This is a genomic window from Streptomyces sp. NPDC033966 (genome assembly GCF_055575955.1).
The window spans coordinates 440,797-458,160 of the sequence record NZ_JBVIRQ010000006.1 but is presented as its reverse complement, the minus strand read 5'-3'; the positions used below and the strand labels follow the sequence as shown (position 1 = coordinate 458,160).

Here is a 17,364-nt window from a genome sequence, read left to right as displayed (position 1 = left end):
CGCTCCCCTGGGTGACAGCACAGGTGATTCCCCCCACAACGGCCCGCCACGGAGGAGCGACCGGAGGTTTCGCGCCTTACGCTCGACCCACGCACGGCCCGCATTCCGTCCACGGACCGTCCCCGGAGGTTCACGCTCCATGAAGCTCACCGTCGTCGGCTGTTCGGGGTCCTTCCCGGCCGCGGATTCGGCATGTTCGAGCTATCTCGTCGAGGCCGACGGCTTCCGGCTGCTCCTCGACATGGGCAACGGCTCCCTCGGTGCGCTCCAGCGCCACTGCGGTCTCTACGACCTCGACGCGATCTTCCTGAGCCACCTGCACGCCGACCACTGCATCGACATGTGCGCGTACTTCGTGGCCCGCTACTACCGGCACGAGGGCGGCCGCTGCGGAACCATCCCCGTCTACGGCCCCGAGGGCACCGAGCAGCGCCTGACCACGGCGTACGAGGACGTCCCGGACGAGCGCTCGATGAGCGAGGTCTTCGACTTCCGGACCCTGAAGTCCGCCGTCTTCGAGATCGGCCCGTTCACGGTCCGCACGGAGAAGGTCTGCCACCCGGTCGAGTCGTACGGCATCCGCGTCGAGCACGGCGGGCGCGTGCTGGCGTACTCCGGTGACACCGGGGTCTGCCCCGAGCTGGAGATGCTGGCGGAGGGCGCCGACCTGTTCCTGTGCGAGGCCTCCTTCACGCACGGCAAGGAGGACATCCCGGACCTCCACCTCAACGGCCGCGAGGCCGGCGAGTACGCGCGCGACGGCCGGGTCGGACGGCTCGTGCTGACGCACATCCCGCCGTGGACGGACGCCGCGCAGAACCTGGCGGACGCCCGCGCGGTCTACGACGGCCGGGTCGACCTCGCGCACGCGGGCGCGGTGTACGAGGTCTGAGGTCCCGGGTCCCCGTGGGCACAACGACGGAGCCCCCGCCTCCCTTCCGGGAGAGCGGGGGCTCCGTCGCGTAGTTGCCGCCTACGAAAACTGCGGGGCCGGCGGACCGGCGGGGCCTTACTTGGCCTCGGCCTTCGCCAGCTCGGCGAGCTCCTCGTCGGACTCGCGGCCCGGCGTGGGGAGGTTCCACTTGGTGATCGCGAAGCGGAAGATCACGTAGTAGAGGGCCGCGAAGCACAGGCCGACCAGGACGAGCATCCACGGCTTGGTCGCGATACCGAGGTTGAGGAAGAAGTCGATCGCGCCGGCGGAGAAGCCGAAGCCGTCCTTCATGCCGAGCGCCCAGGTCAGGGCCATGGACACGCCGGTCAGGACCGCGTGGACCGCGTACAGCGCCGGGGCGATGAACATGAAGGTGAACTCGATCGGCTCGGTGACACCGGTGACGAACGCGGTGAGCGCGAGGGAGAACATCATGCCGCCGACGACCTTGCGGCGCTCGGGGCGGGCACAGTGGACGATCGCGAGGCAGGCCGCCGGGAGGGCGAACATCATGATCGGGAAGAAGCCGGTCATGAACTGTCCGGCGCTCGGGTCGCCGGCGAGGAAGCGGCCGATGTCGCCGCTCTTGCCGTTGTACTCGCCCGCCTGGAACCACGGGAAGGAGTTGAGCAGGTGGTGCATGCCGACCGGGATCAGCGCGCGGTTGGCGACACCGAAGATGCCCGCGCCGACGGCGCCGGAGCCGACCAGCCACTCGCCGAAGCCGTGGATGCCCTTGCCGAGGACCGGCCAGATCAGACCGAAGACGATGCCGATGAACAGGCCCGCGAAGGCGGAGAGGATCGGGACCAGACGGCGGCCGCCGAAGAAGCCCGCCCAGTCCGGCAGCTTGGTCCGGTAGAACTTCTGGTAGAGCAGGGCGACGACGATGCCCATGACGACACCGCCGAGGACCTTGGCGTCCACGGGCGCCTCGACCATAGCGATCTTGCCGTCGACCACCTTGGCGACCTTCGGCAGGCTCGGGTCGGTGAACGTGGCGAGCACCTTCTGGAAGACCAGGTAACCGGTGACGGCGGCCAGGGCCGTCGAGCCGTCGGACTTCTTGGCGAAGCCGATCGCGATGCCGACGGCGAACAGCAGCGCCATGTTGCCGATGATCGCGTCACCACCGGCCGCCATGTAGGTGGCGATCTTGTTGATGAAGTCCGGCAGCGACGCCTTGCCGAGCATGTCGTCCTGGCCGAGGCGGATGAGCAGAGCGCCGGCCGGAAGCACGGCAACGGGGAGCATGAGGCTCCGGCCGATGCGCTGCATGACGGCCATCACGCCAGCGCCCTTCTTCTTCTCCGCAGCGGTCGCTGTGGACATGGGTTCCTCCAGAGGACAAGGCGCTGCCTGGGGACATGGAAAATGGGGGTGGCGGCGTCTCGGAAGTGGGGGACCAATGGCTGCTCGGCAGCTGCATGGTCTACACCATTGGGTGGTGTAGACCAGTTGTAGCACGGTCGGGGTTAGATAAGGAACCTTCGATTTTGTGTGGCCTACGCCACAGGACGAAGGGCCTCCGGATCGCTGGATCCGAAGGCCCTGGCCTTGTGTCACACGGGGTACTACGCCTTGGTGTTCTCCGCCTGCATCGCGGCGATCTCCTCGTCCGACTCCCGCCCCGGCGTCGGGATGTCCCACCTGGTGATCGCGAAGCGGAACACCGCGTAGTAGACGACCGCGAACCCCAGCCCGATCGGAATGATCAGCCACGGCCTGGTCGCCAGCCCCCAGTTGATGACGTAGTCGATCAGACCGGCCGAGAAGCTGAACCCGTCGTGCACCCCCAGCGCCCACGTCACCGCCATCGACACACCCGTCAGCACCGCGTGGACCACGTACAGCGCCGGCGCCACGAACAGGAACGAGTACTCCAGCGGCTCCGTGATCCCCGTGACGAACGAGGTCAGGCCCACCGACAGCATCAGCCCGCCCACCTCCTTGCGCCGCTGCGGCTTCGCGCAGTGCGTGATCGCCAGCGCCGCCGCAGGCAGCGCGAACATCATGATGGGGAAGAAGCCCGAGAGGAACAGCCCCGCCTCCGGGTCGCCCGCCAGGAACATGTTGATGTCGCCGTGCACCGTCGCCCCGTCCGGCTTCGTGTAGCTGCCGAACTGGAACCACACCGGCACGTTCAGGAACTGGTGCAGACCGATCACCAGCAGCGCCCGGTTCGCGACGCCGAAGATGCCCGCACCCCAGGCGCCCAGCCCCACCAGCCAGTCCGAGAAGCTCTCCAGCGCATCACCGACCGGCGGCCAGATCCACAGGCACAGCGCCGCGAACGCGATCGCCACGAACGACATGATGATCGGCACCAGCCGCCGCCCGTTGAAGAAGCCCAGCCAGTCCACCAGCCTCACCCGGTGATAGCGCTGCCAGAACCAGGCCGCCAGCAGACCCATCACGATGCCGCCGAACACCCCCGGGTTCTGGTACGCGTACCCCGCGAACGTGTCGGTCGGCGTCAGACAGCCGCCCCCCACGTCCTTCGTCCCCGACGGGCACGGCTTCGGGAACGCGTGCAGCACCCCCCGGTACACGAGGAACCCCGCCACCGCCGCCAGCGCCGTCGAACCGTCCGCCTTCTTCGCCATGCCGATCGCGACGCCCACGCAGAACAGCAGCGGCAGGCCGAGGTCCGCGTCCAGCAGCGCCCCGCCCGCACCGGCCATCACCTTCGCGACCGCGCTCCAGTCCAGACCGTCCTTGCCGAACACGTCCGGCTGCCCGAGCCGGTTCAGGATGCCCGCGGCCGGCAGCACCGCGATCGGCAGCTGGAGACTGCGCCCCATCTTCTGCAAACCCTGGAACAGGCCGTTCCACCACTGCCTGCGCGGCACCTCCGCTGCGCTGCTCGCGCTCATCCGCGTCCTCCTCGGCCCGGCCCGTTTTGGCGGTGGCAGCACGTGCGGCACACTGGTGTAGACCAGTTGTGGGCAGGCTGCTGCTGATCGTCATCCTTCGGCAGGGGCCGGGCTCGCGCTCGCGCAGATAGGCCAACCGTGAGCGACGTGAGCTACCGTGACAAAGCGGACGCAGCGGGTAGCCGGACACGGCCGCAGAGACTCGTTCTTCGAACCACTCAGGGAGAAACACATGGCCACCAAGGCTGAGAAGATCGTCGCCGGGCTCGGGGGCATCGACAACATCGAAGAGGTCGAGGGCTGCATCACCCGCCTGCGCACCGAGGTCGCCGACCCCTCCCTCGTCGACGAAGCCGCCCTCAAGGCCGCCGGCGCCCACGGCGTCGTCAAGATGGGCACCGCCATCCAGGTCGTCATCGGCACCGACGCCGACCCGATCGCCGGCGAGATCGAAGACATGATGTGAGCTGAGCCCACCGCTCGGCAGGCACCACCAGGCAGTACGAGGACCCCGTACCGGGAACACCGGACGGGGTCCACGCGTACCCCCGCACCGACTAGGCTCACAGCCATGTCTCGCATCGACGGCCGCACGCCCGAACAGCTCCGCCCGGTCACCATCGAACGCGGATGGAGCAAGCACGCCGAGGGCTCCGTCCTCATCTCCTTCGGAGACACCAAGGTCTTCTGCACCGCCTCCTTCACCGAAGGCGTCCCGCGCTGGCGCAAGGGCAGCGGCGAAGGCTGGGTCACCTCCGAATACTCGATGCTGCCCCGCTCCACCAACACCCGCGGCGACCGCGAATCCGTCCGCGGCAAGATCGGCGGCCGCACCCACGAGATCTCCCGCCTCATCGGCCGCTCGCTGCGCGCCGTCATCGACTACAAGGCCCTCGGCGAGAACACCATCGTCCTGGACTGCGACGTCCTCCAGGCCGACGGCGGCACCCGCACCGCCGCCATCACCGGCGCCTACATCGCCCTCGCCGACGCCATCGCCTGGGGCCAGCGGAAGAAGCTCATCAAGGCCGGCCGCAAGCCCCTCACCGGCACCGTCGCCGCCGTCTCCGTCGGCATCGTCGACGGCGTCCCGCTCCTCGACCTCTGCTACGAGGAGGACGTGCGCGCCGAGACCGACATGAACGTCGTCTGCACCGGCGACGGCCGCTTCGTCGAAGTCCAGGGCACCGCCGAGGGCGAGCCCTTCGACCGCAAGGAACTCAACGCCCTCCTCGACCTCGCCGCCGGCGGCTGCGCCGACCTGGAGGCCCTCCAGCTCGGCGCCCTGGACCTCCAGGTCCCGTAGGGGGTGTCGTGTCCGGCAACCGCCGGGCGCGGGCGCGCGTCTAGTCGGGTACGGGCGCACGGTGTCACCACCGTGCGCCCGTCCACGCATCCGAGCCTTTCCCGGGGGGACCCGAATGAAGCCGAGCAAGCCGAAACTCCGCATCGCCGCCGTCGCCCTGGCGGCCGCCCTCACCGTCCCGGCGCTGACCGCCTGCGACGCCGTCGCCACCGCCATGGACTGCGCCAACACCGCCGTCGCCATCGCGGACAGCGTCAACGACCTCCAGCAGGCCGTCTCCAACGCGGGCAACAGCATCCAGGACACCCAGAACGCGCTCGACCGGATCGACACCAACCTCAAGAAGATCAAGGACACGACGGGCAACGCCGACCTCGGCAAGGCCGTCGACTCCATGAGCACGGCCGTCAAGAACGTCCGCACCGCCGTCAACAACGGCGACACCACCCCCGACGTCAAGCCCGTCGCCGACGCCGCCGCGGAGATCTCCAAGGTCTGCACCCCGGGATAATGGGGAGCATGACCCGCCTGATCCTCGCGACCCGCAACGCGGGCAAAGTCAGCGAGCTCCGCGCCATCCTGTCCGCCGCCGGCCTGCCGCACGAGCTGGTCGGCGCGGACGCGTACCCCGAGATCCCCGACGTCAAGGAAACCGGCGTCACCTTCGCCGAGAACGCCCTCCTCAAGGCCCACGCCCTGGCGCAGGCCACCGGCCACCCCGCCATCGCGGACGACTCCGGCCTGTGCGTCGACGTCCTGAACGGCGCCCCCGGCATCTTCTCCGCCCGCTGGGCGGGCGCCCACGGCGACGACCGCGCCAACCTCGAACTGCTGCTGGCCCAGCTGGGCGACATCGCCGACGAGCACCGCGGCGCCCACTTCTTCTGCGCCGCCGCCCTGGCCCTCCCGGACGGCACCGAACGCGTCGTCGAGGGCCGCCTCCTGGGCACCCTCCGCCACACCCCGGTCGGCGGCGGCGGCTTCGGCTACGACCCGATCCTCCAGCCCCTGGGCGAGACCCGCACCTGCGCGGAACTGACGGCGGACGAGAAGAACGCCATCTCCCACCGCGGCCAGGCCTTCCGCGGCCTGATCCCGGTCCTGCGGGAGCTGCTGGGCTGAGGTCCTCGGGACGCGCCGAAGGCCCCGTACGCGGATGCGTGTACGGGGCCTTCTGGCAGGTGCGGCCGGGGGGATTCGAACCCCCACGGGATTTCTCCCACGGCGTTCTAAGCGCCGCTCGGCTGCCTGTTACGACACGGCCGCGAGGTGCTGCCATGGTAGCGGCCAAGTATCAGCTGCGGCGAAGGACGCCTCATTCACTGCGGCGGCGACCTCCTCGGCACCACGTGCTGGTGATTGCGTGGCAGTTGGGGCATAGCAGCCGGAGGTTTCCGATCCTGTCGTCACTCCGGTCGCCATTGACGTGGTCGACCTCCAAGGTCATGGGAACCCCGAGCCATTCGGGTGGAGCGCCGCACTCGGCGCATCGTTCGGGCACACCCACTTCGCGGAGGGCGCGGCGCAGCTGCGCGGTCTTCGTGCGCCGCCCGTCGTCCCGCCTGACGAGGATCTTGTCAGCGGATCGCGGCAGGCAGAAGCCGGGTTTGCCGCGCTGATGGGCCTGCCCCAGGAAGTGCGCTGTCGAGAGCCCCTCCTCGCGTATCCAGCGCTTCAGCCTCTCGTTGAGCGTTCCGTTCGCCGGAAGGCCGAGCAGGCTCAGGGTTCCGGACAGCGAGACCGATGCGGCCACGGCCTCGAGCAGCGCCGTACTTGAGGGCCTCGGATGATACGTGCGAGTACTCACCGCCGCCGCCTCTTTGCGCGTCCCCGGTAGGTGTCCGTGGTGGAGTGGCAGTTCGGGCAGAGGAAGCGCAGGTTTTCGCGGCGGTTGTCACGCCAGTTGCCGTCGATGTGGTCCACCTCCAGAGGGAGCGGCCGTCCCGACCAGGTGCCCTCGTTGCCGCACAGTGCGCACCGTTGGGGTACCCCGAGCGTGGTCAGTGCGTGTCGGAGGCGGTCGCCGGGGATCCGTCGGGCGCTGTCGCCGCGTTGCTCGACCAGAACCGTCTCGGGCGTCCGGCGCGTACGGGTTCTTCCTGCCGGAGACGGCAGGAAGAAGTGTGAGGTGTCGATTCCGTAGGCCTTCACTTTGCGGCTGATGTGCGTGTGGTGGCCGCCCACCACTTCCAGTCCCAGGTGCCTCAGTACCTCGCACATGTTCGTCGAGGTCGCGACTGCCTCCGCCAGTACCTCCTTGGTCCACTTCACCCCCTCCTTCGTGAAGTGGGAGACGTCCACGCCGAGCCTGCGCATCCTGTCGTGAACGTACCGGCGGGATCCGCCCTGAGGATCCATCCCCAGCTTTTCCAGTGCCTCGGACAGCGTTCTCGACGTGCTCGCCGCTTCCGTCAGGCGTTCCTTCGTGTACGGACTGGCCGGCATCCCGCCCCCGTTCTCCGCCCCGCGTTCGCGAGGCCTCGTACGGGCTAACTGATCAGCATCACGGGAGGTTACGTGCGATAAACGGAAAGTCCCGCACCACTTCTGGTGCGGGACTTTCGGGGGGTGCGGGGCCGAGCGGGGGTCAGATGGCCAGGTCCTTGATGATCTTCGCAACGTGACCGGTGGCCTTGACGTTGTAGAAGGCGTGCTCGACCTTGCCCTCCTCGTCCACGACCACCGTGGAGCGGATGACCCCGGTGACCGTCTTGCCGTACAGCTTCTTCTCGCCGAAGGCGCCGTACGCCGTCAGGGTCTCCTTCTCCGGGTCCCCGACCAGGGTGACCTTCAGGTGCTCCTGCTCGCGGAACTTCGCGAGCTTCTCCGGCTTGTCCGGGGAGACGCCGATGACGTCGTAGCCGGCCGTGGCCAGGACGTCCAGGTTGTCCGTGAAGTCGCAGGCCTGCTTGGTGCAGCCCGGCGTCAGGGCCGCCGGGTAGAAGTACACGATCACCTTCCGGCCCTTGTGGTCGGCCAGCGAGACCTCGTTGCCGTCCGCGTCGGGCAGGGTGAAGGCGGGGGCGATGTCGCCCGGCTGGAGTCGCTCGCTCATGTCAGTGCTCTCCTCGGGAGGGGATCCGTACGGCATGAGCCTAAGCTGACTTAGCTGACAGACTGTCCATGACGGATCAAGCCCACAGACGACGAAACGACGACGGAGGCAGCGCGGTGCCGGAAGCCAGGACCCCCGCACAGATCGAGGCGGACATCGTCCGCCGCCGTGAGCAGCTCGCCGAGACGCTCGACGAGATCGGCGTGCGCATGCACCCGCAGACGATCATCGGGGACGCGAAGGCCCGGGTCGCCTCGGCGGTGGACCACACCGCCGGCCGCGCCTTCGTCGCCGTGAACCGGCTCGTCACCGACGTGAAGGACGGTCTGCGCCACGAGGACGGCGCCCCGCGCTTCGAGCGGATCGTGCCGGTCGCGCTCCTCGCGGTCGGCGTGGTGGGGCTGCTCGTGGCCTCCGCGCGCCGCAAGCGGTGACGACGCGGTGACGACCCTCCGGCATACAGGGTGGACGGCGGCAGGTAGGTTCAGGTCGTGAGCGAGAACACCACCCACGACAAGCTGCCCATCCGCATGCTCCACGACCGCGTGCTCGTGAAGTCCGACACGCCCGAGGGAGAGCGGCGCTCCGGCGGCGGCATCCTGATTCCGGCGACGGCCGCGGTGGGCAAGCGGCTCGCCTGGGCCGAGGTGGTCGCGGTCGGGCAGAACGTGCGCAGCGTCGAGCCCGGCGACCGCGTGCTGTACGACCCGGAGGACCGTGCCGAGGTCGAGGTGCGCGGGGCGACGTACGTGCTGATGCGCGAGCGGGACCTGCACGCCGTGGCCGCGGAGCGGCTGGAGGGGTCCAAGGACTCCACCGGGCTGTACCTCTGAGGTTCGGATCTGCGAAAGGGTCGGTGACCGGCGTCACCGGCCCTTTCGTGTGCCCTTTGCCGCCCTTTGCTACGGTGGGGCGGAACCCCCGACGAGACGCGCCGTACCGGGTAGCAGGACGCAAAGACGACGCACCCCCGTTTCCGTCTCGTCCCGGAGGTGCCTGTCATGGCCTGGGTTCTTCTTCTCGCCGCCGGTCTGCTCGAGGTCGGCTGGTCGATCGGCATGAAGTTCACGGAGGGCTTCACCCGGCTGTGGCCGTCGGTGTTCACCGGTGCCGGCATCGTCGCCAGCATGGTGCTGCTGTCGTACGCGGCGAAGACCCTGCCCATCGGTACGGCGTACGGCGTGTGGGTGGGCATCGGCGCGGCCGGGGCGGCCGTGCTCGGGATGGCGGTGCTGGGGGAGCCCGTCACCGCCGCCCGGATCTTCTTCATCTGTCTGCTGCTGGTCGCGGTGGTGGGTCTGAAGGCCACCTCCGGGCACTGATCACCCTCATTCGAGGAAGTGTGACGGCGGGCGGCGGCCCTGGGTGGTGCCGCCGTTCGTCTGGCCTCCGGTGGTCTCGCCTCCGGTGGTCTGGCCGCCCGTCGTCTCGCCTCCGGTGGTCTGGCCGCCGTTCGTCTGGCCCCCGTTGGTCTGGCCGCCCGTCGTCTCGCTCCCCGTGGTCTGGCCCCCGTTGGTCTGGCCGCCCGTCGTCTCGCCCCCGGTGGTCTGGCCCCCGTCGGTCTGGCCGCCGTTCGGCGGGGTCGGCGGGGTGGGCGGTCCCGGCGGGGTCGGCCGGTCGGGGCGCTGCCACGGCGGGCGGCTGCCCTCGGGCTGCTGGGGGGTGGTGGGCTGGACCGGCGGGGGCGGCGGGAGCTGGGCCGCGCCCGGCTGGAGCTCCAGGTCGAAGTCCTCGGGGTCCGCGGCCTCCAGGGCCGTCTTGGTGTAGGCGGCCCAGATCCGGGCGGGGTAGCCGCCGCCGCCGAGGCGGGCCTCGCCGAGCGCCCCGTACAGGGACTGGAGGGTGCCGGTGTCGGGGTCCTGGCCCATCACCGAGACCACCGTGACGAGGTCCGGGGTGTACGCCGCGAACCAGGCCGCGCGGTCCAGCTCGGCGGTGCCGGTCTTGCCGGCGGCCGGGTGGCCGGCGGCCAGGGCCTCCGTGCCGGTGCCGTTGTCGACGACGCTGATCAGCATGGACGTGGTCGTGTCGGCGGCCTCGCGGGGGACGGCCTGGCGGGGGGTGCGGTCGGGGAGGTGGACGTCGTCGCCGTCCTTGGAGATCTTCTCCAGGAAGGTGTAGGGGGTGTACCGGCCGTGGTCGGCGAGGGTCGCGTAGGCCTGGGTCATGTCCACGACGCTGGCCTGCATGGTGCCGAGGGCCATGGCCGGGCCGACGACGAAGTTCGGGGTGTTCTCGGGGATGCCGAGGTCGATGGCGGTCCGCTTGACCTTCTCGGTGCCGACGTCCACGACCATCTGGGCGAAGACCGTGTTGACGGAGAGGTCGGTGGCGGTGTTGACGGTGATGTCCCCGTACGACTGCTGGCCCTCGTTCTCCGGGGCGTAGGTGCCGCGGGTGCCGATGACGCGGCGCTTGTTGTCGCCGTTGTAGATGGTGTTCGGGGTGATCCGGCGGCCGTCCTGGGTGCGGGAGGCGTTCTGGACGGCCGAGGCGAAGACGAACGGCTTGAAGGTGGAGGCGACCTGGTAGTCGTGCCGGGTCGCGTTGTTCACGTACTGCTTGGTGTAGTCGATGCCGCCGTAGAGGGCGACGACCTTGCCGGTGGCAGGGTCGATGGAGGCCCCGCCGGCCCGGACCACGCGGTCCGCGGGGCGGCCCTCGGGGTCGAGCTTGTCCATCAGCTGCTTCTGGACGGCGTCGACGAAGGCGGTCTGGCGGCGCTTGTCGATGGTGGTGGTGATCCGGTAGCCGCCCTCGGCGAGGGTCTTGTCGTCGAGGATCTTGTGTTCGGAGATGTAGTCCTTGACGGCTTCGACGAGGTAGCCGCGCTGCCCGGACAGGCCGGCGGCCGCGCGGACCTTGCCGGGCTCGGGGAACTGCACGGCGGAGCGTTCCCCGGGCGTCATCCACTTCTTCTTGACCATGCCGTCGAGCACGTAGTTCCAGCGGGCGACGGCGCGGGCGCGGCTCTGGGGGTGGGAGACGACGTCGAAGGCGCTGGGGGAGTTGAGGAGGGTGGCGAGGTAGGCGCCCTCGGCGGTGGTCAGCTTGTTGGCGTCCTTGCCGTAGTAGGCCTGGGAGGCGGCCTGGATGCCGTAGGCGTTGCGGCCGAAGTAGCTGGTGTTCAGGTACCCCTCGAGGATGTAGTCCTTCGACTTCTCGCGACCGAGTTTGATCGCGATGAAGAACTCCTTGACCTTCCGGTTGATCGTCTGTTCCTGGCCCAGGTAGTAGTTCTTGACGTACTGCTGGGTGATGGTCGAACCGGACTGCGTGCCCTTGCCGGTCGCCGTGTTCCAGGCGGCGCGGACCATCGCCTTGGGGTCCACCGCCCGTTCGGAGTAGAAGTCCCGGTCCTCGGCGGCCAGTACGGCCTCCTGGACGCCCCGGGGGACCTGTGACAGCGGGACGTTGACGCGGTTGACCTCGCCGTCGCGGGCGAGCTGGGAGCCGTCGGCGTAGAGGTACACGTTGGACTGGGCGGTGGCGGCGGCGTTGGCCGGGGGGATGTCGACCAGCAGGTAGCCGGCGACGAGCGCGCCGCCGATCAGCAGGGCGACCAGCAGCAGGGTGCCGACGACCATGCGCCAGGTGGGCAGGAAGCGGCGCCACCCGGTGCGCCGGGGGCCGGGCCGGGAGTTGGGCCGGGAGTTGGGCCGGGAGGTGGGCCGGGAGTTGGGGCCCGGACTCCTGGCGGGGGGTCGGTCCGGGGTGTCCGGGTCACGAGGGGTCCAGCCCGGTGGTGGTGACTGGTCGCTCATCGCCGGGGCTCCTCGGGGCCGTCAGAAATATCCACATCCGTACCTCATGGTGTCTACCCGATGGCCGGTGATTTGGCTCCGGACGGGCATAAAACGGTCGCGTGGCTCGCCCCTCCGCACTAAGCTCGCGCGCTTTGGCCGACGTAGGCCGACGGCTCCGGCCGACGTAGGCCGATGACTCCGGCCGACGTAAGGCCGATGGCTCTGGCCGACCTGGGAACGATGTGGGAAACGGGGGGATGCGGTGCGTCTGTACATGGCCGTCGCGGCCGGCGGATTCCGGCGGTACGCCACGTACGGGACGGCGACGGCCGCCGGGGTGTTCACCAACACCGTCTTCGGCTTCATCGTCGCGTACACGTACGTCGCCCTGTGGGACGAGCGCCCCCGACTCGGCGGCTACGACCAGGCCCAGGCCCTCACCTTCGTCTGGGTCAGCCAGTCCCTGCTGGCCGCCGGCTCGCTCATCGGCGGCGGCTTCCAGGAGGAACTCCAGGAGCGCATCCGTACGGGTGACATCGCCGTCGACCTGTACCGCCCGGCCGACCTCCAGGCGTGGTGGCTCGCGGCCGACCTCGGCAGGGCGGCCTTCCAGCTGGTGGGGCGCGGGGTGGTGCCCCTGGTCGCCGGAGCGTGCGCCTTCACCCTGGCACTGCCGTCCGATCCGCTGCGCTGGCTGCTGTTCCTGGTGTCGGTCTGCCTCGGGCTGGTCGTCGGGTTCGGGGTGCGGTACCTGCTGGGGCTGGCGGCGTTCTGGCTGCTGGACGGCGCGGGCGTCAACCTGATGGCCACCGTCGTGACCATCTTCTGCTCGGGGATGCTGCTGCCGCTGACCGTCTTCCCGGGCGGTTTCGGCGAACTGGTGCGGCTGCTGCCGTGGGCCGCGATGCTCCAGGTCCCGCTGGACGTGCTGCTCGGCACCCACACCGGGGCAGGGGGAGCCGTACGGGCGCTCGGCTTCCAGGCCGCGTGGGCGCTGGCCCTGCTGGGCGCGGGGCGGCTGGTCCAGTCGGCGGCGACGCGGAAGGTGGTGGTCCAGGGTGGCTGAGGCGGCGGCGGTGACCCGGGGGGAGGGGCGGAGTCCCCGGGAAACGGGGGCGGAGGGGGAAGCCGGGGAAGGGGGGAAGGCGGGAGAAGCGGGGTCGGCGGGAGAAGCGGGGAAGGCGGGAGAAACGGGGAAGGCGGGAGAAGCGGGGAAGGCGGGGCCCGGCGGGCGGTTCCGGGAGGGGTTGCGCGGGTACGGGCTGATCGCCGGGATGTGGATCCGCTCGACGATGACGTACCGGATGTCGTTCCTGCTGGCCACCTTCGGGAACGCGGCGATCACGGCCCTCGACTTCGTCGCGATCGCCGTCATGTTCTCCCACGTGAACGCGCTGGGCGGCTTCACCCTGCCCGAGATCGCGCTGCTGTACGGGGCCTGCTCGGCCTCCCTGGGCCTCGCCGACCTGCTCCTCGGCAACACCGACCGGGTCGGCGCCCGGATCCGCGACGGCTCCCTCGACACCATGCTCGTACGCCCCGTCCCGCTGCTCGCCCAGGTCGCCGCGGACCGGTTCGCGCTGCGCCGGCTCGGGCGGATCGTGCAGGGGCTGGGGGTGCTGGGCTGGGCGGTCTCGGTGCTGGACGTGCACTGGAGCCCGGCGAAGGTGCTGCTGGTGCCGGTCATGGTGGTGGCCGGGGCGGGGATCTTCGGCGGGGTGCTGGTGGCCGGCGCGGCCTTCCAGTTCCTCGCCGGGGACGCGGCGGAGGTGCAGAACTCCTTCACGTACGGGGGCTGCACGATGCTCCAGTACCCGCCGACGGTGTTCGCGAAGGAGCTGCTGCGCGGGGCGACGTTCGTGGTCCCGCTGGCCTTCGTCAACTGGCTGCCCGCGCTGTACGTGCTGGGCCGGCCCGATCCGCTGGGACTGCCGGGGTGGGTGGCGTTCCTGAGCCCGCTGGTGGCCTTCGCGGTGTTCCTGCCCGCGTCGCTGGCGTGGCGCGCGGGCGTGCGTTCGTACCGGAGTACGGGGAGTTAGGGGCGGTGGCTTCTGTGGGCCGTGATGCGCTGATTTCTTTGGACGGGGTCGAGAAGGTCTTCGACGTGCGCCGTCGGGTGGGGCTGATGCGCCGGGAGAAACGGCAGGTAAGGGCCGTGGACGGGATCAGCTTCGAGATCGCGCGCGGGGAGGTGGTCGGCTACATCGGGCCCAACGGTGCCGGGAAATCCACCACCATCAAGATGCTGACCGGCATCCTCACCCCGAGCGGCGGCCGGCTGCGCGTCGCGGGCATCGACCCGGCGCGGGAGCGGATGCGGCTCGCGCACCGGATCGGGGTGGTGTTCGGGCAGCGCACGACGCTGTGGTGGGACCTGCCGCTGAAGGACTCGTACGGGCTGATGCGCCGGATGTACCGGATCCCGGCCGCCCGCTTCGCGGAGAACCTGGAGCGGTGCGTCGAGCGGCTGGACCTGGCCGAGCTGCTCGACGTACCGGTACGGCAGCTGTCGCTGGGGCAGCGGATGCGGGGGGACATCGCGGCGGCGCTGCTGCACGATCCGGAGGTGCTGTACCTGGACGAGCCGACGATCGGGCTGGACGTGGTCAGCAAGGCGAAGGTACGGGGCTTCCTGCGGCAGTTGAACGAGGAGCTGGGGACCACGGTGCTGCTCACCACGCACGACCTCCAGGACATCGAGCAGCTGTGCGAGCGGGTGATGGTGATCGACCACGGCCGGCTGATGTACGACGGGGCGCTCGGCGGACTGCACGCCCTGGGGGAGGGCAGCGAGCGGACGCTGGTGGTCGACCTGGAGCGGGAGCTCCCGCCGGTGGAGGTGGCGGGGGCCCGGGTGGTGAGGGTGGAGGGGCCGCGGCAGTGGCTGGCGTTCCCGGCGGGGGAGTCGGCGGCGCCGCTGGTGGCGGCGGTGGCGGCCCGGTACCCGCTGCTGGACCTGTCGGTGCGGGATCCGGACATCGAGGAGGTGATCGCGCGGATGTACGCGGGGCGGGGATGAGGGATGGAGGTGAGGGATGGGGGTGAGGGTGGGGGGTGAGGGATGGGGGTTTGAGGTAGGGGGGAAATCAGGGTTCGCCCCGGGGTGGGGCGTCGGGTCTCTGCATAGGGTGGGCCATATGAGTGACGAGCGGCCGGAGAAGCCGTTGCCGGAGAAGACCTCGCTTGAGAAGACCTCTTTGGAGAAGACCTCTTCGGAGGAGGCGGCAGCGGAGCCGCCCGCGCTGAGGGCGTCGGACGCCGACCGCGAGCGGGTCGTGGACCGGCTGCGGGACGCCGTCGCCGAGGGCCGGCTCGACATGGACGAGTTCGAGGAGCGGCTGGAGGCGGCGTACAAGTCCCGTACGTACGCGGAGCTGGAACCCCTGACCCGCGACCTGCCGGGGGCGGGGCCCGACCCCTCTCCTGTTCCTTCTTCTGCTCAGGCGCCCTCGTCGGCATGGCCGGAGCGGATCGGCGGTACGGGGACCTCCGCCACCGCCGTCGCCGTCATGTCGGGCTTCCAGCGCAAGGGCCGCTGGACCGTGCCCGCCCGGTTCAACGCCGTGGCGATCTGGGGCGGAGGTGAGCTGGACCTGCGGGAGGCGGACTTCGCGGAGCGCGAGGTCGTCATCACCTGCGTCGCCGTCATGGGCGGCATCGAGATCACCGTCCCGCCGGGCGTCGAGGTCGACGTGCGCGGCATCGGCATCATGGGCGCCTTCGACCAGGGCAAGTCCCAGGACAACCGGCCGGAGCCGGGCGCCCCGCGCGTCGTCGTGAACGGCCTCGCCTTCTGGGGCGGGGTCGCGGTCAAGGTCAAGGAGCCGAAGGGGGCGAAGGGGCTGGGCGGGAGTACGCCCCGCAAGGAGCTCTAGGAGGGCGGTCACAGCGCCTCCGGCGGCGCGCCGGGAACTCCCCGGACCTCCCGGGAGTCGGATGCTATGCAGACAAAACCGGCCATCGGGGGAAGGGCAGGAGCAGCACGTGAACAGCAGCACGGGTGAGCGTACGAGGGGCCCGTCGGCCCCGCCACGGGGCGGGTTCGTCTTCAACACGGCGGACGAGGAGCGGCAGCGCGGCGTCCGCCGGATGAAGGCGACCGCGACGGGTCTGCTGATCCTGGTCGCGCTGGTCTACGTACTGGCCAAGTGCGCGCAGAACGCCTGGGGAGCCGGCGCCTGGGCCGGGTACGTGGCCGCCGCGGCGGAGGCCGGCATGGTCGGCGCGCTCGCGGACTGGTTCGCGGTGACGGCCCTCTTCCGGCGGCCGCTGGGCCTGCCCATCCCGCACACCGCGATCATCCCCACCAAGAAGGACCAGCTGGGAATCTCCCTCGGTGAGTTCGTCGGCGAGAACTTCCTGTCGGCGGACGTGGTGCGCGCACGGCTGCACTCCCTCGGCATCGGCGGCCGGCTCGGCGCCTGGCTGGCCGAGCCCGCGCACGCCGACCGGGTCACGGCGGAGCTGGCCACCGCGCTGCGCGGCGCCCTGACCGTGCTGCGGGACTCCGACGTACAGGCCGTGGTGGGCGAGGCGATCACGCGGCGGGCGGAGGCGGCGGAGATCGCCCCGGGCATCGGCAAGACCCTGGAGCGGGTCGTCGCCGACGGGGGCCACCACCGCGCCGTGGACCTCGTGTGCGCCAAGGCCCACGACTGGCTGGTCACCCACGGGGACTCGGTCATGGACGCCGTCCAGGGCGGAGCCCCGGGCTGGACCCCGCGCTTCGTCGACCGCAAGGTCGGCGACCGGGTGTACAAGGAACTGCTGCGCTTCGTCACGGAGATGCGCGACATGCCCGGCCACCCGGCGCGCGGGGCGGTGGACCGCTTCCTGCGCGACTTCGCGGCGGACCTCCAGTCGGACACGGAGACGCGGGCGCGGGTGGAGCGGATGAAGTCCGAGGTCCTGGCGCGGGACGAGATCCAGGACGTGATCGCCTCGGCGTGGTCCGCGATCCGCACGATGATCATCTCGGCGGCGGAGGACGAGCACAGCGAGCTGCGGCTGAGGGTCCGGTCCTCGTTGATGTCCCTGGGCGCCCGGCTCGCCACGGACGGCCGCCTGCAGGAGAAGGTGGAGGGCTGGATCGAGGGCGCGGTGGTGTACGTGGTCACAACGTACCGCCGGGAGATCACCTCGCTGATCACGGACACGGTGGCGGCCTGGGACGCCGAACACACCTCCCGCAAGATCGAGGCCCACATCGGCCGCGACCTCCAGTTCATCCGCATCAACGGCACGGTGGTGGGCGCGCTGGCGGGGCTGCTGATCTATACCGTGTCGCGGGTGTTGGGGGGGTAGGGGGAGGAGGGGGCGGGGCGGGGGGCTTGCGGCGCGGGCCCGCTATCTCCCCCTCGAGGGGTGGGGGTCGGGCGGTGGCTGCCCACCCGCCTCCCCGGGTGCGGGCGGGTGGGGCGGGGGCCCGGGGAGCGGCACCCCCTCGG

Annotated in this window: 19 protein-coding genes, 1 tRNA gene and 1 riboswitch; of the genes, 13 read left to right on the top strand and 7 right to left on the bottom strand. The window is 70.5% G+C overall.

Going from position 1 to position 17,364, the window contains the following annotated elements:
• Window positions 1-139 precede the first annotated feature (139 nt).
• Window positions 140-892 (top strand): MBL fold metallo-hydrolase, encoded by a 753-nt coding sequence (locus ACZ518_RS20295; RefSeq protein ID WP_469114353.1) that lies wholly within the window; start codon window positions 140-142, stop codon window positions 890-892.
• Window positions 893-1,009: 117 nt separating this feature from the next.
• Here the strand turns inward: ACZ518_RS20295 and ACZ518_RS20290 are convergent, their stop codons facing one another.
• Both ACZ518_RS20290 and ACZ518_RS20285 read right to left on the bottom strand, forming a co-directional pair.
• Window positions 1,010-2,266: a PTS transporter subunit EIIC gene (locus ACZ518_RS20290; protein ID WP_469114352.1), complete on the bottom strand. Its 1,257-nt coding sequence runs from the start codon at window positions 2,264-2,266 to the stop codon at window positions 1,010-1,012.
• Window positions 2,267-2,508: 242 nt separating this feature from the next.
• Complete coding sequence (locus tag ACZ518_RS20285) at window positions 2,509-3,810, bottom strand: PTS transporter subunit EIIC (RefSeq protein ID WP_469114351.1); 1,302 nt, start codon at window positions 3,808-3,810, stop codon at window positions 2,509-2,511.
• 157 nt (window positions 3,811-3,967) lie between these two features.
• Between ACZ518_RS20285 and ACZ518_RS20280 the strand changes: the two genes are divergently transcribed.
• The 4 genes from ACZ518_RS20280 to rdgB all read left to right on the top strand — a co-directional run bounded on the left by ACZ518_RS20280 (window position 3,968) and on the right by rdgB (window position 6,238).
• Complete coding sequence (locus ACZ518_RS20280; RefSeq protein WP_469114350.1) at window positions 3,968-4,276, top strand: PTS sugar transporter subunit IIB; 309 nt, start codon at window positions 3,968-3,970, stop codon at window positions 4,274-4,276.
• A gap of 105 nt (window positions 4,277-4,381) precedes the next feature.
• Entirely contained in the window at window positions 4,382-5,116 is a 735-nt protein-coding gene (rph, locus tag ACZ518_RS20275; RefSeq protein ID WP_469114349.1) for a ribonuclease PH, read from the top strand.
• A gap of 115 nt (window positions 5,117-5,231) precedes the next feature.
• Window positions 5,232-5,627, top strand: a complete 396-nt coding sequence (locus tag ACZ518_RS20270; RefSeq protein ID WP_469114348.1) for a hypothetical protein — start codon at window positions 5,232-5,234, stop codon at window positions 5,625-5,627.
• An 8-nt stretch (window positions 5,628-5,635) separates the two neighbouring features.
• A complete protein-coding gene (rdgB, locus tag ACZ518_RS20265) occupies window positions 5,636-6,238 on the top strand; it encodes an RdgB/HAM1 family non-canonical purine NTP pyrophosphatase (protein WP_469114347.1) in 603 nt (200 codons plus the stop codon).
• A 60-nt stretch (window positions 6,239-6,298) separates the two neighbouring features.
• Here the strand turns inward: rdgB and ACZ518_RS20260 are convergent.
• The 4 genes from ACZ518_RS20260 to bcp all read right to left on the bottom strand — a co-directional run bounded on the left by ACZ518_RS20260 (window position 6,299) and on the right by bcp (window position 8,171).
• Window positions 6,299-6,382: transfer RNA gene (locus tag ACZ518_RS20260), tRNA-Leu, on the bottom strand.
• 49 nt (window positions 6,383-6,431) lie between these two features.
• Window positions 6,432-6,923 carry an HNH endonuclease signature motif containing protein gene (locus ACZ518_RS20255; RefSeq protein ID WP_469114346.1) on the bottom strand — a complete coding sequence of 164 codons (492 nt, stop codon included), beginning with the start codon at window positions 6,921-6,923 and terminating at the stop codon, window positions 6,432-6,434.
• Window positions 6,920-7,561 (bottom strand): HNH endonuclease, encoded by a 642-nt coding sequence (locus ACZ518_RS20250; protein ID WP_469114345.1) that lies wholly within the window; start codon window positions 7,559-7,561, stop codon window positions 6,920-6,922. The genes ACZ518_RS20255 and ACZ518_RS20250 overlap by 4 nt, the downstream gene beginning before the upstream one ends.
• 142 nt (window positions 7,562-7,703) lie before the next feature.
• The gene (gene bcp / locus ACZ518_RS20245; protein WP_469114344.1) at window positions 7,704-8,171 is read right to left on the bottom strand and encodes a thioredoxin-dependent thiol peroxidase; all 468 of its coding nucleotides are present in this window, start codon (window positions 8,169-8,171) and stop codon (window positions 7,704-7,706) included.
• A 116-nt stretch (window positions 8,172-8,287) separates the two neighbouring features.
• On the opposite strand from bcp, the gene ACZ518_RS20240 reads away from it, so the two are divergent.
• From ACZ518_RS20240 to ACZ518_RS20230, 3 genes are all read left to right on the top strand, one after another.
• A complete protein-coding gene (locus tag ACZ518_RS20240; RefSeq protein ID WP_469114343.1) occupies window positions 8,288-8,605 on the top strand; it encodes a DUF3618 domain-containing protein in 318 nt (105 codons plus the stop codon).
• Window positions 8,606-8,662: 57 nt separating this feature from the next.
• Window positions 8,663-9,004 (top strand): GroES family chaperonin, encoded by a 342-nt coding sequence (locus ACZ518_RS20235; protein ID WP_079427293.1) that lies wholly within the window; start codon window positions 8,663-8,665, stop codon window positions 9,002-9,004.
• 65 nt (window positions 9,005-9,069) lie between these two features.
• Window positions 9,070-9,140, top strand: a riboswitch (guanidine-III (ykkC-III) riboswitch).
• Window positions 9,141-9,172: 32 nt separating this feature from the next.
• Window positions 9,173-9,493: a DMT family transporter gene (locus ACZ518_RS20230; RefSeq protein ID WP_385174639.1), complete on the top strand. Its 321-nt coding sequence runs from the start codon at window positions 9,173-9,175 to the stop codon at window positions 9,491-9,493.
• Window positions 9,494-9,499: 6 nt separating this feature from the next.
• On the opposite strand, the gene ACZ518_RS20225 is transcribed toward ACZ518_RS20230, so the two are convergent.
• The gene (locus tag ACZ518_RS20225; protein ID WP_469114342.1) at window positions 9,500-11,935 is read right to left on the bottom strand and encodes a transglycosylase domain-containing protein; all 2,436 of its coding nucleotides are present in this window, start codon (window positions 11,933-11,935) and stop codon (window positions 9,500-9,502) included.
• A 244-nt stretch (window positions 11,936-12,179) separates the two neighbouring features.
• Here ACZ518_RS20225 and ACZ518_RS20220 point away from each other — a divergent pair, with 244 nt between their 5' ends.
• The 5 genes from ACZ518_RS20220 (at window position 12,180) to ACZ518_RS20200 (ending at window position 17,221) form a co-directional block, all read left to right on the top strand.
• Complete coding sequence (locus ACZ518_RS20220) at window positions 12,180-12,983, top strand: ABC transporter permease (protein WP_469114341.1); 804 nt, start codon at window positions 12,180-12,182, stop codon at window positions 12,981-12,983.
• On the top strand, window positions 12,976-13,956 hold the full coding sequence (locus ACZ518_RS20215) for an ABC transporter permease (RefSeq protein WP_469114340.1): 981 nt from the start codon (window positions 12,976-12,978) through the stop codon (window positions 13,954-13,956). Before ACZ518_RS20220 ends, ACZ518_RS20215 begins: the two co-directional genes overlap by 8 nt.
• Window positions 13,957-13,961: 5 nt before the next feature.
• Window positions 13,962-14,936 carry an ABC transporter ATP-binding protein gene (locus ACZ518_RS20210; RefSeq protein ID WP_469114339.1) on the top strand — a complete coding sequence of 325 codons (975 nt, stop codon included), beginning with the start codon at window positions 13,962-13,964 and terminating at the stop codon, window positions 14,934-14,936.
• Window positions 14,937-15,054: 118 nt separating this feature from the next.
• Window positions 15,055-15,792, top strand: a complete 738-nt coding sequence (locus ACZ518_RS20205) for a DUF1707 SHOCT-like domain-containing protein (RefSeq protein ID WP_469114338.1) — start codon at window positions 15,055-15,057, stop codon at window positions 15,790-15,792.
• A gap of 214 nt (window positions 15,793-16,006) precedes the next feature.
• Complete coding sequence (locus tag ACZ518_RS20200; protein ID WP_469114462.1) at window positions 16,007-17,221, top strand: DUF445 domain-containing protein; 1,215 nt, start codon at window positions 16,007-16,009, stop codon at window positions 17,219-17,221.
• Window positions 17,222-17,364 lie beyond the last annotated feature (143 nt).